This window comes from Rhizobium sp. BG4, from assembly GCF_016864575.1.
Taxonomy (GTDB): Bacteria; Pseudomonadota; Alphaproteobacteria; order Rhizobiales; family Rhizobiaceae; genus Rhizobium.
The window spans coordinates 1218686-1233699 of record NZ_CP044126.1 but is presented as its reverse complement, the minus strand read 5'-3'; the positions used below and the strand labels follow the sequence as shown (position 1 = coordinate 1233699).

The window sequence follows — 15014 nt, the reverse complement described above, 5'->3', positions numbered from 1 at the left end:
TGGCCCTCCCCCAAGATTGCAATGCACGAGCCCCTGATATGACCGACACCCCGATGGACGCAGCAAATGCCGCGGCCGGGTCCCTCTACTGGAAGCGCAACCTGACGATCTCGCTGATCGGCTCCTTCACCACGATCGTGGCGATGACGCTGCTGCTTCCCTTCCTGCCGCTCTATGTCGAGGAGCTCGGCGTCAGCGATCACGCCGCTATCGTGCAGTGGTCGGGCATCGCCTATGGGGCGACCTTCTTTGCCGCCGCCTTCGTGGCGCCGCTCTGGGGCAGGCTCGGCGATATCTACGGCCGCAAGCTGATGCTGGTGCGCGCCAGCCTGGGCATGACCATCGCCATCTCGCTGATGGGCATGGCGGGTGACGTCTGGCAGCTGGTGGCGCTGCGCCTCTTCGTCGGCCTCGCGGGTGGTTACTCCTCGGGCTCGATGGTGCTGGTCGCGACGCAGACGCCGAAGGACCGTTCGGCCTGGGCGCTCGGCATGCTCTCCTCGGGCATCATGGCCGGCAATCTCGTCGGCCCCCTGATCGGCGGCGTGCTTCCACCCATCATCGGCATTCGCGGCACGTTTCTGGCGGCCGGCGGCATCATCTTCCTCGCCTTCCTGGCGACAGCCTTCCTGATCAAGGAAGAGAAATCTCCCTCCCGCAAGCAGGCGGCGAAGGCGAGCGGCGGCTGGAGCTCGATCTCCGACAAGGGGCCGGTGATCGCCATGCTGTTGACCGGCATGCTGCTGATGCTCGCCAATATGTCGATCGAGCCGATCATCACCGTCTATGTGGCGCAGCTCGCCAAGGACCAGTCGCAGGTGACGATGATATCAGGCGTCGTCATGTCGGCGGCGGCGCTCGGCAGCATCCTGTCGGCCTCGCGGCTCGGCAAGCTCGCCGACCGGATCGGCCACTGGCCGGTTATCGCCGGGGCACTCGCCGTCGCCGTGGTGCTGCTGATCCCGCAGGCGTTCGTCACCAGCTCCTGGCAGCTGATCATCCTGCGCTTCCTGATGGGGATCGCGCTCGGCGGCTTGCTTCCGTGTATTTCCGCCGTCATTCGCCATAGCGTTCCCGACAGCGCGGCAGGCAGCATTCTCGGTCTCTCGGTCTCGTCGCAATATGTCGGCCAGGTCGCCGGTCCCGTGCTCGGCGGCTTCGTCGGCGGCCATATCGGCATGTCCTCGGTATTCCTTGGAACCTGCGTGCTGCTGGCCGGCGGCGCGGTCTTCACGTGGATTGTGAAGCCAAAAGACGAAAACTGAGACTATCGTTTGCAACTCCCGCCGCTATGATTGCGTTTCAGAACGAAACCGCATGCAACGGGGGAAACGGAGTTTGCAGCAGATATTCGTCACCGATCGTCTCATCTTGCGCCCGCGCACGCTGGCTGATCTCGATGACTGTATGGCGATGGACCGCGACCCCGAGGTGACACGCTACATCCCCGGCCCCTGGGCCGATCCGGAAGCGCATCGCCGCTTCGTCATCAACCGCATGGAAAGCGATTTCGGCGAAGGCCTCGGCTACTGGTCGATCTTTTCCAAGACGGCGCCGAAGCAGTTTCTCGGCTGGATCATGCTGATCCCCTACGACACGATCGGCCCGGATATCGAAATCGGCTGGCGGCTGAACCGTCACGCCTGGGGCCAGGGCTATGCAACGGAGGCCGCCCGCCCGGTACTCGACCACGGCTTCGACACGCTGAACCTGCCGCGGATCGTCGCGAATATCTTCGCCGGCAACGATGCTTCGATCAAGGTGGCGGAGAAGCTCGGGATGAAGTTCCTGAGCGACGAGGTCTCGGATGGCTTGCCCTGCAAGGATTATGGGATCACGCAGGATGAGCGTGCGCGGATGCTGGCGGTGTGAGGGCGCAGTTGCGGGTTTAGCTTGGCGCAACCCCTCCTTCCCTCATTCCTGTGCTTGTCACAGGAATCCAGTGCGCCCCAGTCTTGGGGCGCGGAAGACTTACTGACTAGGCATATGAGTCATTCACCGCGTAGACGCGCGGTGGCTGGATTCCTGTGACAAGCACAGGAATGAGGGAGAAGAGATGTCACTCCCCGCTTGCAGTCCGCCCATAAGCCCAGTTCATATAAAGCTCGAGCGCCTTGCGGGTGACCGGGCCTTCCTGGAAATCGCGGCCATCCAGGCGGTTGACGCCGACGACCTTGGAGTAGTTGCCGGAGGTGAAGATTTCGTCGGCACCCATGAAGTCTTCGACGGAGAGCGTTGCCTCGCGCACCTCGAAACCGGCCTGGCGCAACAGGCCCATGACGCGGGCGCGGGTGATGCCGGCGAGGAAGGTGCGGTTGGCGACGGGGGTGAAGACCACGCCGTCCTTGACCATGAAGACATTCGAGGATGCTGTTTCGACGACATTGCCGTTGGTGTCGCGCATCAGCGCATTGTCGAAGCCGCGCGAGCGGGCCTCGGCGATGGCGCGGCCGGAATTCGGGTAGAGCGAGCCGGCCTTTGCGTCGGTCATCGCCGTTTCGGGCGTCGGGCGGCGGAAGGGCGAGACGGTCAGCGACGAGCCGCCGTGGCCGCCCATCGGCGCTTCGAAAAGGCAGAGGACGAAACGGGTCGATTCCGGATCGGCGGTGACGACGCTGAAGGGGGCGCCGTGTTCGGCCCAGTACATCGGCTTGATGTAGATCGGCGTCTTGCCGTCGAACTTCTTGATGCCTTCCCACGCGAGAGCCTCGATTTCCTCGGGCGTCTTGGTCGGCTTCAGGCCCATGTTGAGCGCCGAGCGGTTGATGCGCTGGCAGTGCTGGTCGAGATCCGGGGCGATGCCATCGAACCAGCGGGCGCCGTCGAAGACGGTGGAGGCGAGCCACATCGCATGCGAGGTCGGGCCGATCAGCGGCGGATTGCCGGAAAGCCACTCACCATCGACATAGGTCCATGTGGTCGAGCGGGGCGCTGTGTTGACGGCCATTTTTCTTCTCCTCAAACAAGTTGCAGCAGCAAAATCCTTCCCCGTTGGCAGGGTCAAGGAGAAACTGGCGCGCCAAAACCGGACGCAAGAAAATGACGCGGGCGCATCACAAGCCGCAACAATCCATCGCCGCGCTTCACGCGGATGCGATGGGTCTATCAGCAAAAATGATGGAATCCTGTCGCGTCCGCGTGCGATGATACGGGCGGAATCGCAGACAAAGGAGAGCCCGATGAAAGCCATGTATTACGACGCCTTCGGCAAGACACCGGAGATCCGCACCGTGGCCGATCCCTCGCCTTCGGAAGACGGCGTCGTCATCGCCGTCGGCGCCACCGGGCTCTGCCGCAGCGACTGGCACGGCTGGATGGGTCACGACCCTGACATCCGCCTGCCGCATGTGCCGGGCCACGAGCTTGCCGGCAAGGTGGTGGCAACGGGCAAGGGCGTGATGCGCTTCAAGGTCGGCGACCGCGTCACCGTACCCTTCGTTTCCGGCTGCGGCCATTGCGGCGAGTGCCATTCGGGCAACCAGCAGGTCTGCCCCAACCAGTTCCAGCCTGGCTTCACCCATTGGGGTTCGTTCGCCGAATATGTGGCGATCGATTATGCCGAGACCAATCTCGTGCATCTGCCCGAGGAGATCGACGACGCAACTGCGGCGAGCCTCGGCTGCCGCTTCGCCACCTCGTTCCGCGCCGTGGCGGACCAGGCGCGCACCGGCCCCGGCGAATGGATCGCCATTCACGGCTGCGGCGGCGTCGGCCTGTCGGCGATCATGATCGCCGCGGCACTCGGCGCCAATCCTGTTGCCATCGACATCTCAGACGAGAAGCTCGCCTTTGCCCGCGAATGCGGCGCGGTGGCGACGATCAATGCGGCGACCGTCGGCGACGTGCCGGAGGCGGTGCGCGAGATCACCAACGGTGGTGCGCATGTCTCGATCGACGCGCTCGGCCATCCCGTCACCTGCTTCAACTCGATCAAGAACCTGCGCCGCCGCGGGCGCCATGTGCAGATTGGCCTGATGCTCGGCGATCACTCGACGCCGCAGATCCCGATGGCGCAGGTGATCGGCCACGAGCTGGAGATCTATGGCAGCCACGGCATGCAGGCCTGGCGCTACGACGCGATGCTCTCCATGCTTTCGGCCGGCAAGATCGCGCCGCAGAAGCTAATCGGCAAGCGCATCAGTCTCGAGGAGGGAGTACCGGCGCTGGTGGCGATGGAGCGCTCAGAAGGACTCGGCATCAGCGTCATCACGCAATTCTGATCTTCAGCCTCGATGTCCGGGATCGGGACAGTCGAGGCGCAATCGTTAACTATTTATTGGTGTATTTAGTCGAATTGCAATTTATAATACATGAGGCATAATCCCGCTCGCCCGGAATGAATCCGGCGTGGAGGGGACCATGACAGTTCGATTCATCCTGTCGATCGATGGCGGCGGCATTCGCGGCCTCATTCCAGCAATCATCATCGAGGAACTCGCCAGGCGCCTGAAGGGGCCGGCGATGCACGAGGTTTTCGACCTGATCGGCGGCACCTCGACCGGCGGCATCATCGCGGCAGGGCTCACCTGCCCGAACCCGAAGAACAAGAAGACCGCCGCCTGCACGCCCGGCGATCTCGTCAAGCTCTATGCCGACGAAGGCAAGGATATCTTCTACTCCAAACTGATCTCGCGGATCATCAATATCGGCGGCTGGCAGGAAGAACGCTACAGCGCGGCGACCCTGGAAGAAAAGCTGCAGGCACGGCTCGGCGCCAACACGCTGATCGCCGACGGGCTGACGAAGGTGCTGATCACCGCCTACGACATCCACCAGCGCGAAGCGGTGTTCATGACCAATTGCGATATGGAGAATGCCAAGTTCCGCTTCTGGGAAGCGGCACGCGGCTCCTCGGCGGCACCCACCTATTTCGAGCCGGCGCTGGTCGAGAACCTGGCAAAGCCCGCCGGTGACGAACAGCGGAAGATCCCGCTGATCGACGGCGGCGTCTTCGCCAATGATCCGGTTCTGGCCGCCTATGTCGAGGCCCGCAAGCTCTGGCAGGCGGCGAGCGATAGCTTTGTCGTGCTCTCACTCGGCACCGGGCGGCAGAACCGCAAGATCCCCTATCAGCAGGCCAAGGATTGGGGCGCCTTTGGCTGGATCAACCCGCAGAACGGCACGCCGCTGATCTCCGTGCTGATGCAGGGACAGGCGAGCACGGCGGCCTATCAGGCAAACAAGCTGCTCAACCCGAAGGGCGCCAAGCTGAACGCCGAGGGCTCCACCGATATGAGCTTTGCCAAGCCCGAAACGCTCGCCTATTTCCGCATCGACGGGAGGCTGCAGGGCGCCAATGACGATCTGGACGATGCCAGTGCCACGAATATCGAGCAGTTGAGGACCGTGGCCGAACGGTTCATTGCCGACAACGGCGCCGTGCTCGACGCGGTGGTGGGCCGGATCAAGACGGAGAAGAAGATCTAGAGGGTCTCCATACCCGCGAACAGGATCGAGAGACGCTCCCAGATGGCGCTGACCCTCGGCACATCCCTGAGGCCGGGTGGCGCGAGCATCCAGAGTTCGCGGTCAGGCATGACGGCACCGAAATCGATCTCGGTGAGCGAGGGATATTGCCGTGCCTGGAACCGCTGGAGCATCGCGACACCCATGCCGCCCGCGGCAGCGACGGCCTGCGTAATGGCGCTGCCGGAGCGCACCGAATAGGGATGGCACGCATGGTGGGTCTCCAGCCAGCGGGCTTCGGCGATCAGCAGGTCGCTGTCGAGGTCGAATCCGATCAACGGCACGGCTTCGCCATTCCTCCAGCGGGCAGCCACCGCCTCGCTGGCATAGAAACCGTGAGTGATCGTGGCGACACGCTTGCCGGTGAGATCGCTATCCCCGGGGCGGCCGAGCCGCAGCGCGATATCGGCCTCGCGATGGGCAAGACTATGGACGCGGACATCGGTCAGGATCTCAAGCTCGATGCCTGGAAGCCCATCGAGGATTTTGCCAAGATGCGGCGCCAGAAGCAGATCGGCAACCGAGCGGATGGTCGTCAGCCGCACGCGCCCGCTCGGCCCCTCCGGCAACACGAGCCGATCGCGGATGACGGAGGCCGCGGTCGCCATCGACGTCGTCTCCGCCGATATCGACTGCCCCTGCACGGTCAGGACATATCCATCCGGGCGGCGCTCGAAGAGCTGCACGCCGAGCGTCATTTCCAGCGCCGATATCCGGCGGGCAACGGTGGCGTGATTGACCTTGAGCGCGCGGGCCGCTGCCGACAGGCTGCCATGGCGGGCGAGCGCCGCAAAGAAGCGCAGGTCTTCCCAGTCTATATCTGTGCGTTTCTGCTCAGCCATTGCGCTGAAATAGCGAATATTCGCTCATGATGGAAGCCGCTACTCCTGTGCTGCAAACCGAAACAGGAGATAGATCCATGGCTCCCCTCACCCTTCTTCAGCGCAGCGGCGCCACCGCCGAAGCCGCCGACTGGCAGAAAGCCGTCATCGTCGTGATCGACGCACAGAACGACTATGTCGATGGAAGCCTGCCGCTGACCGGCATTGAAGCGGCCGTCGCCGAAATTCGCAACCTGCTCGATCTGGCGCGCGAAGACGGCGTTCCCGTCGTTCATGTCATCCATAAGTCGGGAGCGGGAAGCTGGCTCTTTGACCCCGGCTCGCACGGCGCCGAAATCATTGCTGCGCTTGCGCCCGTCAACGACGAACGCGTGGTCGAAAAGACACTGCCGAATGCGTTTGCCGGAACGGACCTCCATGCCGTCCTGAGCGGAATCGCCGAGAAAACCGGCAGGAGCGAACTTGTGCTCACCGGCTTCATGACCCACATGTGCGTCGGCGCCACGGCGCGCGCCGCACTCGATCTCGGCTTCAAATCGACGGTCATCGCCTCGGCCACCGCGACACGCGACCTGCCGGACCCGCTGGGCGGCGTGATCCCGGCCGAGACGGTCCAAAGAACGGCGCTCGCCGAGATCGCCGATCGCTTCGCGACCGTAGCACGCGACATCTCGGCCGTTGCCAAACGCGCCGCGAAGGTCTAACGGGCGTGCCGTAAGAAAAAGAATGAAAGGGACGTTAATGTCCAACTCCAGTGTTAAGACTTTGGCGCAGACGGGCGCGAAGGTCTATTTCGTGGCCGGCGACCGCATCGAGCGGCAAGTCCGGCTGCAGGGCTCCTGGCTGAGCATCGTCGACGTCACCGTTCCGGCCGGCGGCAGCGCCACGCCCGAGGTGATCGACAGCCCGCAGGTGCTGCGCATCATCGAGGGACGCCTGTCGATCTGGCGGATGGCCGATGGACGGCGCGAAGAGATCGCGGCACTCGCCGGCGATATCGTTTCGATCGCCGCGCATCAGGCCTATGGCTATGCCAATCCCGATAGCGTCGAGACGATGTTTTCCGCCACCATCGACAGCGCCAGCGGCGAGGCTCTGGTCACCGCAGGCGAGACACCCGCATTGCCGGCCCGATCCAACGGATCGGGACTGCCGCAAACAGCGACGGCACAACCATCCGTGCCGCATAAACCCTTGAAAAGGCGCCTCATTGCAGGCGCCTTTTTCATTGCAGTTCACTGGGATGTCATCAGGCAGCGCATATAAGCCCCGGTGATTTGCTGATAGAGAAGAGCCGCGGCGCGCCAGCCGGCGATCCGCAGAGAGAAAGCCAAGCAGGAGGTTCCCCATGGCATGGTCTGCCAGCCAATACGTCAAATTCGAGGATGAGCGGACGCGCCCGGCGCGCGATCTTCTGGCGCAGGTGCCGCTGGCATCCGTCAGGAACGCCATCGACCTCGGCTGCGGACCCGGCAATTCGACGGAGCTGATCATCGACCGCTACGGCGTCGAGAATGTTTCCGGCCTCGACAGCGACGACAACATGCTGGAAGCCGCCCGCAAGCGCCTGCCGCAGACGCGCTTCGACAAGGCCGATCTCTCGGCCTGGCAGCCCTCCGGCCAGCCCGACCTGCTGTTTGCCAACGCCGTCTTCCAGTGGCTGCCCCATCACCTCGACATCTTCGAGCGCCTGTTGGATGGCCTGGCGCCGGGCGGCGTTCTCGCGGTTCAGATGCCCGATAATCTCGCCGAGCCGACGCATCTTGCGATGGAAGAGACCGCCCACGCCGGGCCGTGGAAGGCCAATTTCGAAAAGAAGAGCGTCCGCCGCACCCCGCTGCCGCCGGCGTCGACCTATTACAGCCGCCTCTCCACCAAGGCAGCCCGCGTCGATATCTGGCACACGATCTACAATCATCCGATGGCCGATGCGGCTGCGATCGTCGAATGGCTGAAAGGAACCGGCCTGATGCCCTATCTCGCGCAGGCGGGCGAAGAGCATCGCGAGGCCTTCCTCGCCGATTACCTCGCGCGTATCGAAAAGGCCCATCCGAAAATGGCCGATGGCCGCGTGCTGCTGCGCTTCCCGCGGATTTTCATGGTGGCGGTGAAGGCTTAGGGCGCGCTTGCCCGGCGGCTGGTGTGAGCTATACTCGAAACCGGCCGCCAGGAGACTTCGATGGCAAAGCGCAGCGCATTTCAATTCGAACTCGATACTGACCTCTCCGACGCATTTCTGAACGCCGCGAAATCCGCCCAGCGCGAGCCGGAGGAGCTGATCGCCGAGTTGGTGCAGGAGTTCGTGGACCAGCAGGGTGACGCCGCCAGCTATGCAGATTTCCTGCAGAAAAAGGTCGATCGTGCACGGAAATCCGTAGCCGCCGGCGAGGGCCGGCCATCCTCCGAGGTGGAGGCGCTGTTCAGCGACATGCGCAAGGCAATTCAAAAAGCCGCGCGATGAGAATCCTCTGGACGCCGCAGGCCGAGCTCGACCGCCTGACGATCTTCCAGCACCTGGCCGCCGAAAATATCGACGCCGCCATCTCGATCGACGAACGGTTTGCCGAAGCAATTGCGCGCCTGACGGACTTCCCACGTTCCGGGAGGCCCGGCCTCATCGAGGGTACGCGGGAGCTTATTCCGCATCGCAGCTACCGCATCGTCTATGAAATCGCGCAGAACGCCGTCTGGATCCTCGCGCTTGTCCACACCTCCCGGCAGTGGCCGCCCGAGGTGGAAGAATAAGGCACCCTACCCCCGCCGTGCCGCCTCGATCTTGGCGATGTCGATCTTCTGCATCGTCATCATCGCATCGAAGGCGCGCTTGGCTTCCGCGGGGTTTGCCTTCAGCGCTTCGCTCAGCGCCCGCGGCGTGATCTGCCATGACAGGCCCCACTTATCCTTGCACCAGCCGCAATCGCTTTCCTTGCCGCCATTGCCGACGATGGCGTTCCAGTAACGGTCGGTTTCTTCCTGGTTCTCGGTGGCAATCTGGAAGGAGAAGGCCTCGCTGTGCTTGAAGGCCGGGCCGCCGTTGAGGCCGATACAGTCGATGCCGGCGACAGTGAACTCGACGACCAGGACATCGCCCTCCTTGCCATCCGGATAATTGCCCGGCGCCCGGACCACAGCGGTCACGGCGCTGTCGGGAAAGGTCGCCGCGTAGAAGCCGGCAGCCTCCTCGGCATCTCCGTTATACCACAGGCAGACGGTGTTCTTGGCCATGATGCGTTTTCTCCCATTCGCTTGCCATTGCCTGGAGACATAAGGGCCGCCTCGAATTTCTCCAGTCCGGATGCGGCTTCAGGCGGCGATGGCGATATGGCGCTCGCATGGCTTCGGTGATAGGCCGGTGGCCTCGCCCGCCCGCAGCATCCCGCCTGCATCCCAAGGAGTTCGACATGCCCAGCCCCACCGCCGATCATCTGGAAAGCTTTCTCGGCAATCGCCGCCTCAGCCAGCAGATTGCCTTCATCCTCGAAGTCGAGAAACTGAAGACGGTGCTGCGCCGAACGCTGCTTCTCGATCGCTCGCGGGTCGAAAACGATGCCGAGCACACCTGGCAGCTGGCGCTGATGGCGATGGTGCTTTCGGAGCATTCGCGCGAGAAGGTCGAGCTCGTCCGCGTTCTGAAGATGCTGCTGATCCACGACATCGTCGAGATCGATGCCGGCGACACCTTCGCCTATGACACCGTGCTTGCCGCCAGCCAGGCTGAACGCGAACTGAAGGCCGCCGAGCGGATCTTCGCGCTGCTGCCGGAAGATCAGGCGAAGGAAGTCCGGTCACTCTGGGATGAGTTCGAGGCGAAGGCTTCGGCCGAATCCCGCTTCGCCAATGCCATGGACCGGCTGCAGCCGCTGCTGCACAATTTCTTCACCGAAGGCGGCACCTGGAGCGCGGGCGGGATCACGGCCAAAAGCGTCGAGCGCCGCATGCAGCCGATCGGCATGGCCTCCGATACGCTTGGTGATCTCAGCGCCCGGCTGATCGCGCTCGCCGTCGAGCAGGGCATTCTGGCGCCAGCACCGCAGGAGGCCTGAGCCGATCCGCGGGTGGCGGCGTCTGCGTCACGCCGCCCGCTTGCCCGCGCCGCGCCGCCGCTTATATTCGCCTGACCAGCCAAGGAGCGAGACGCCATGACCGATGCCGTGCCCACCCCGCCCGCAACGCTTGTCATCTTCGGCGCCACGGGCGACCTGACGCGGCGCCTGCTCATTCCGGCGATCATCAACCTGACGCGCAGCGGCCTTGTCGGCGACGACTTGCACATTCTCGGCATCGGCATCGACCAGGGCGATGACGAGATGCTGCGGGGCAAGCTCGACGACTTTCTCGCGAGCCTCGGCGGCGACCAGCCGCTCTCCAAGGACGAGGCGTGGCTGAGGCTGCGCAAGCGCATCTCCTATCTCGCCGGCGATTTCACCAGGGACGAAATCTATGGCGAGATCGGCAAGCGGCTGAATGGCAACGCCGCCTTCTATCTCGCCGTGCCGCCGCGCTTCTTCGGCGAGATCGTCGAGCGTCTGGCGGCCAACAAGCTGACCGGCGAGAGTGAGAACTGCTTCCGCCGCATCGCTATCGAAAAGCCTTTCGGCACCGATCTCGCCTCTGCTAAGGCGCTGAACGCGCAGATCCTCTCCAAGGTTGCGGAAAGCCAAGTTTACCGGCTCGACCATTTCCTCGGCAAGGAAACGGTGCAGAACCTGATGACGGCGCGCTTTGCCAACATGATGATCGAGGCGCTGTGGAACAACCGCTATATCGACAACGTGCAGATCACCGCCGCCGAGATCGTCGATGTCGGCTCGCGCGGCGCCTTCTACGACGCGACCGGCGCGCTGCGCGACATGGTGCCGAACCACCTCTTCCAGCTCCTGGCGATGATCGCCATGGAGCCGCCGAACAGCTTTGACGCCGAGGCGATCCGCAACGAGAAAAGCAAGGTTTTGAAGGCGCTGCGCGTCTATACGCCGGAGGAGGCGAAGACCCATGGCGTGCGCGGCGTCTATACCGCGGGCAAGCTCAACGGCGCCGATATCACCGCCTATCACGACACGCCGCAAGTAGCGCCCGGCAGCAAGACCGAGACCTTCGTGGCGCTGAAGCTCTATGCCGATACCTGGCGCTGGGCGGGCGTGCCCTTCTATCTCCGCACCGGCAAGGCGATGACGGCGCGCGATACCGAGATCGTCGTCACCTTCCAGCCGGTGCCCTTCGCGCAGTTCCGCGAGACCGAGGTCAACCGCCGCCTGCCACCGAACCGGCTGATCATCCAGGTACAGCCGGATGAAGGTATGAGCATGGAAATCTCCATCAAGTCGCCCGGCCTCTCGGTCGATACCGTGCCGGTGTCGCTCGACTTCCGCTACGCCGACAAGTTCGATATCGGCAAGATGACCGGCTACGAGTCGCTGATCTACGACCTGATGATTGGCGACCAGACGCTGTTCCAGCGCGCTGACGGCATCGAGGCCGGCTGGGCCGCCGTCCAGCCCTTCCTCGATCTCTGGGCCAAGGAGGGCGAGCCGGAAGCCTATGCGCCGGGCACGATGGGCCCGGCCTGCGCCGACGAGCTCATCGAGCGCGACAACCGCCACTGGCACGATATCGGCGCGATCGCCAAGAAGACGTAACCGCACGGTTCAACCCACGCGGCAGAAATGCTAGGTTCCCTCAGGACCAGTCGACCGTCATCCAGCATGGCTGAATGCCGATCGGTCCAAAACCAAAAAGACCCGGAGCCCGGCTGACGCCCCCTTTGCCCGCCTCCGCAATGCGCGTACGCGCGCCAAAAAGGGAGGCATTCGCATGCAGACTTCAGTTCTGTTCTGGCGCCGCACCGATATCGAAGGGTTCGAGCGCCTGACGCTCAGCGTCGGCGCCGAGAGCGTGACAGCATCGTCGACCGTTCTCTGTCTCGAAGACGGCGGTTTCCGCCTCGACCACCATTGGCGGCTCGACGGCGGCTGGAGCGCGCAATCGGTCACCGTCGAGCGCTGGAACGGCCGCGACCACAGGAAGCTGACGCTGGAGCGCGTGCCCGGCGGCTGGGAAGTCGACGGCCTGCCCCGCCCCGATCTCGACGGCGCAGACGAACCCGACCTCTCCGTTACCCCCTTCTGCAACACCTTCCCGATCCGCCGCACGCCGGAAACACCAGGCAGCACCCTCCCCCTCGACACCGCCTTCATCGACGGCCCGGCCATGACCGTCACCCGCTCGAAACAGCGCTACGACCGGCAGGGGCCGGGGCGCGTGCGCTACGTCGATCTCGGGTTATCGATTGGCTTCGAGGCGGATCTCAGGGTGGATGAGCGGGGGCTGGTGGTGTTTTATGAGCATTTGTTTGAAAGGGTGGCTCCTCCCGCCTGATGGCCAGATGTTGCCATTTCGTTCCAGCCCCGCTTCTATAGGCGGCAACGCGCCGATTCGGGGATGGATTTGTGATCGGGATGACGAGTGACGTTGGCCAGACAGGACGGCCTGCATCGTGAAAGCCTATCTTGCCATTCTCGCCATGCCCGCAGCCCGCTGGTCCTATATCGCCGCCTTCGTCGCGCGGCTGCCGATCGCCATGGTGCCGCTCAGCCTGCTGATCCTCGTCGAGGCAGCGACGGGCTCCTACGCGCATGGCGGCCTCGTCTCTGGCGCCTTTGCGCTCGGCAGCGCCTTGTCCGTGCCCTTCTGGGGACGGGCTCTTGATAGAGGCTCCCACCGGCGCGTCATAGCGGGAACCTCGCTCACCTCGGCCGCCTTCCTCGCCCTCGCGCTGATCGGCACCGCGCAGCACTGGAGCCTGCCCGCCATCGCGGGACTATCGCTCGGCGTCGGCCTGTTCTTTCCGCCGGTCACCCCGGCGATGCGCGTCGCCTGGCGGCGTCTGGTCCCTGACGGTTCCGGCCTGTTGGCGCCAGCCTATGCACTCGACGCGGTAGCGGTTGAAACGCTGTTCGTCCTTGGACCACTGGTGGTCGGCGGCCTCTATGGCGGCGGCCCGACGCTTCCTGTGATCGCCACCTGCATCCTGCTTGCGGCCGGTGGCGTGGGTTATGCTGCCTCTCCGGCGGGACGCGTCAGCGGCGAGACGGACGGCCAGCCGGCGGGCGACGCTCCCGGTGCCATCATTCTGCAGCCGGGCATCCTGCTTGTCGCAATCATTGCAGCCACCATGGCGGTCGGCTTCGGCCAGATGGACGTCGCGCTGACGTCCGCGGCGCAGGCGATCTCCACCCACGCCCTGATGCTCGGCCTGATGTTTGCCGCCGTCGCCATCGGCAGCATTGGCGGCGGCCTGTTCTTCGGCGCAAGGGAATGGCGCTTTTCCGCCTATCGCCTGCTTGCCGCATCACTCGGCGGCTTCGGCCTTGGACTCGCCGCCGCCGGACTTGGCCTATGGCTGGCACTCCCGCCGCTTCTGTTGCTGCCCATTCTGACACTTGCCGGGCTCTTCATCTCCTCTGGCCTGCTCGTCATGCAGCAAATGATCGATCAGATACTGCCGCCCGGACGGACATCGGAGGGCCAGGCGCTGCTCAATGCAATGCTGACGGCTGGTGGGGCGGCAGGAATGGCGCTGGGCGGCTTGTGGGCTGATGCGGGGCCACCGATGCTGGTGTTTTTCGCGGCGGCAGGGACGCTTTTGCTCGGGGCCGGGATAGCGGGGCTGGCGGGAAAGCGGCCGGGGCGATAGATTTCTGGTATCAGCGATACGATTGCGCAACATCACCCCCAGCACTAAAAACCGCCTCGTTTATTCAACTTATCCTTTACATATCGATGGTTACCTCGTGCGGGATTGCCACGATTGTGTGAGGCCGCAGTTGTTTAAATTCGCCCGGGCAGGTGTTCTGTCAGCGATTTTGATCGGATCGCTCCTGTATTTGCCGCCGTTCAACGGCTATGTGCGCGATACGGTGGACTTCTTCGACAAGAGGCCGCGCGAGACCGCGCTGTTTATCGGCAACAGCCGGACGTTCTATCACAACATGCCCGGCATGGTGCGCTCGATCGCCGACTCCGCCGGCTATCCCAACATGCTGCAGGTCGTCATGGACGCTGAGCCGGGCGTCAGCCTGGAAACGCATATGGACGACCCGAATACGCAGGCTTTGCTGGCGCAGCGCTGGGACCATGTGGTCCTGCAGGTCCTGAGCAGCGACCAGTACAGCGCCGAGCGCGCCGGCCGGACATGGGAGGTCGCCGCCGATCTGATCCGCGAAGCGCAGGCGAAAGGGTCCACGCCCGCGATGTTCGTCACCTGGCGCTACACCGATCAGTGCAAGGACAATCAAGGCATGCCGAAATCGGCAGCCGGCGTATCGCCTTCGGGCTATGCCAACATGCACCGCAACATCCAGGAGCAGCATGCGCGCCTGGCCGCATTGACCGGGGTCGATCTCGTCAATGTCGGCCTTGTCTGGGAAGACCTGCAGAGCCGTCCGCAATCCTTCACCCTCTATGACGACTGCAACCATCCGTCGATCTATGGCAGCTATCTCTCGGCGCTGATGTTCTACGGCTATTTCTCGAAGCGTGAGGTGACGGATGTCACCTTCAAGCCGCGTGAAATTTCACCTGAAGATGCCAGAATGCTGCGATCGGTCGTTTCCCGGTATTTCAAGGATAAGGCAATCGCTACTCCTCCATCTGCCGATCTTGGTAGAGGAGATGGGACGTCCGGGCCGGGCTGAACACCGGCTCTAT

At 63.7% G+C, this 15014-nt stretch carries 17 protein-coding genes; 14 read left to right on the top strand and 3 right to left on the bottom strand.

Annotated features, from left to right (window positions below):
* The first annotated feature begins 38 nt into the window (after positions 1–38).
* Both F2982_RS25845 and F2982_RS25840 read left to right on the top strand, forming a co-directional pair.
* Positions 39–1265, top strand: coding sequence for an MFS transporter (locus tag F2982_RS25845; protein WP_203430386.1), 1227 nt, complete (start codon positions 39–41; stop codon positions 1263–1265).
* Between the two features lie 73 nt (positions 1266–1338).
* Positions 1339–1872 (top strand): GNAT family N-acetyltransferase, encoded by a 534-nt coding sequence (locus tag F2982_RS25840; RefSeq protein ID WP_246777600.1) that lies wholly within the window; start codon positions 1339–1341, stop codon positions 1870–1872.
* Between the two features lie 187 nt (positions 1873–2059).
* Here F2982_RS25840 and F2982_RS25835 read toward each other — a convergent pair whose 3' ends face one another.
* Positions 2060–2947, bottom strand: coding sequence for a branched-chain amino acid aminotransferase (locus F2982_RS25835; RefSeq protein ID WP_130280731.1), 888 nt, complete (start codon positions 2945–2947; stop codon positions 2060–2062).
* Positions 2948–3179: 232 nt separating this feature from the next.
* Here F2982_RS25835 and F2982_RS25830 point away from each other — a divergent pair, with 232 nt between their 5' ends.
* Together F2982_RS25830 and F2982_RS25825 are read left to right on the top strand one after the other, a co-directional pair.
* Positions 3180–4220, top strand: a complete 1041-nt coding sequence (locus F2982_RS25830; protein ID WP_203430385.1) for a zinc-dependent alcohol dehydrogenase family protein — start codon at positions 3180–3182, stop codon at positions 4218–4220.
* A gap of 139 nt (positions 4221–4359) precedes the next feature.
* Positions 4360–5427 (top strand): patatin-like phospholipase family protein, encoded by a 1068-nt coding sequence (locus F2982_RS25825; protein WP_203430384.1) that lies wholly within the window; start codon positions 4360–4362, stop codon positions 5425–5427.
* On the opposite strand, the gene F2982_RS25820 is transcribed toward F2982_RS25825, so the two are convergent.
* Positions 5424–6308 (bottom strand): LysR family transcriptional regulator, encoded by an 885-nt coding sequence (locus tag F2982_RS25820; RefSeq protein ID WP_203430383.1) that lies wholly within the window; start codon positions 6306–6308, stop codon positions 5424–5426. The genes F2982_RS25825 and F2982_RS25820 overlap by 4 nt on opposite strands.
* 77 nt (positions 6309–6385) lie before the next feature.
* Between F2982_RS25820 and F2982_RS25815 the strand changes: the two genes are divergently transcribed.
* From F2982_RS25815 to F2982_RS25795, 5 genes are all read left to right on the top strand, one after another.
* On the top strand, positions 6386–7012 hold the full coding sequence (locus F2982_RS25815; RefSeq protein ID WP_203430382.1) for a cysteine hydrolase family protein: 627 nt from the start codon (positions 6386–6388) through the stop codon (positions 7010–7012).
* 37 nt (positions 7013–7049) lie between these two features.
* Positions 7050–7574 (top strand): cupin domain-containing protein, encoded by a 525-nt coding sequence (locus F2982_RS25810; protein WP_246777599.1) that lies wholly within the window; start codon positions 7050–7052, stop codon positions 7572–7574.
* Between the two features lie 82 nt (positions 7575–7656).
* On the top strand, positions 7657–8427 hold the full coding sequence (tam, locus tag F2982_RS25805) for a trans-aconitate 2-methyltransferase (protein WP_203430381.1): 771 nt from the start codon (positions 7657–7659) through the stop codon (positions 8425–8427).
* A gap of 60 nt (positions 8428–8487) precedes the next feature.
* Positions 8488–8769: a hypothetical protein gene (locus tag F2982_RS25800; protein WP_203430380.1), complete on the top strand. Its 282-nt coding sequence runs from the start codon at positions 8488–8490 to the stop codon at positions 8767–8769.
* A complete protein-coding gene (locus F2982_RS25795) occupies positions 8766–9053 on the top strand; it encodes a type II toxin-antitoxin system RelE/ParE family toxin (protein ID WP_203430379.1) in 288 nt (95 codons plus the stop codon). The genes F2982_RS25800 and F2982_RS25795 overlap by 4 nt, the downstream gene beginning before the upstream one ends.
* A 6-nt stretch (positions 9054–9059) precedes the next feature.
* Here F2982_RS25795 and F2982_RS25790 read toward each other — a convergent pair whose 3' ends face one another.
* Positions 9060–9533 (bottom strand): VOC family protein, encoded by a 474-nt coding sequence (locus F2982_RS25790; protein ID WP_203430378.1) that lies wholly within the window; start codon positions 9531–9533, stop codon positions 9060–9062.
* A 176-nt stretch (positions 9534–9709) separates the two neighbouring features.
* Between F2982_RS25790 and F2982_RS25785 the strand changes: the two genes are divergently transcribed.
* The 5 genes from F2982_RS25785 (at position 9710) to F2982_RS25765 (ending at position 15001) form a co-directional block, all read left to right on the top strand.
* Positions 9710–10351, top strand: a complete 642-nt coding sequence (locus tag F2982_RS25785; RefSeq protein ID WP_203430377.1) for an HD domain-containing protein — start codon at positions 9710–9712, stop codon at positions 10349–10351.
* A 96-nt stretch (positions 10352–10447) separates the two neighbouring features.
* The gene (gene zwf / locus F2982_RS25780; protein WP_203430376.1) at positions 10448–11944 is read left to right on the top strand and encodes a glucose-6-phosphate dehydrogenase; all 1497 of its coding nucleotides are present in this window, start codon (positions 10448–10450) and stop codon (positions 11942–11944) included.
* A 175-nt stretch (positions 11945–12119) separates the two neighbouring features.
* On the top strand, positions 12120–12683 hold the full coding sequence (locus F2982_RS25775) for a putative glycolipid-binding domain-containing protein (RefSeq protein ID WP_199625780.1): 564 nt from the start codon (positions 12120–12122) through the stop codon (positions 12681–12683).
* A gap of 118 nt (positions 12684–12801) precedes the next feature.
* Positions 12802–14001, top strand: coding sequence for a hypothetical protein (locus tag F2982_RS25770; RefSeq protein WP_203430375.1), 1200 nt, complete (start codon positions 12802–12804; stop codon positions 13999–14001).
* A gap of 22 nt (positions 14002–14023) precedes the next feature.
* Complete coding sequence (locus tag F2982_RS25765; protein WP_203430374.1) at positions 14024–15001, top strand: DUF4886 domain-containing protein; 978 nt, start codon at positions 14024–14026, stop codon at positions 14999–15001.
* Positions 15002–15014: the final 13 nt, after the last annotated feature.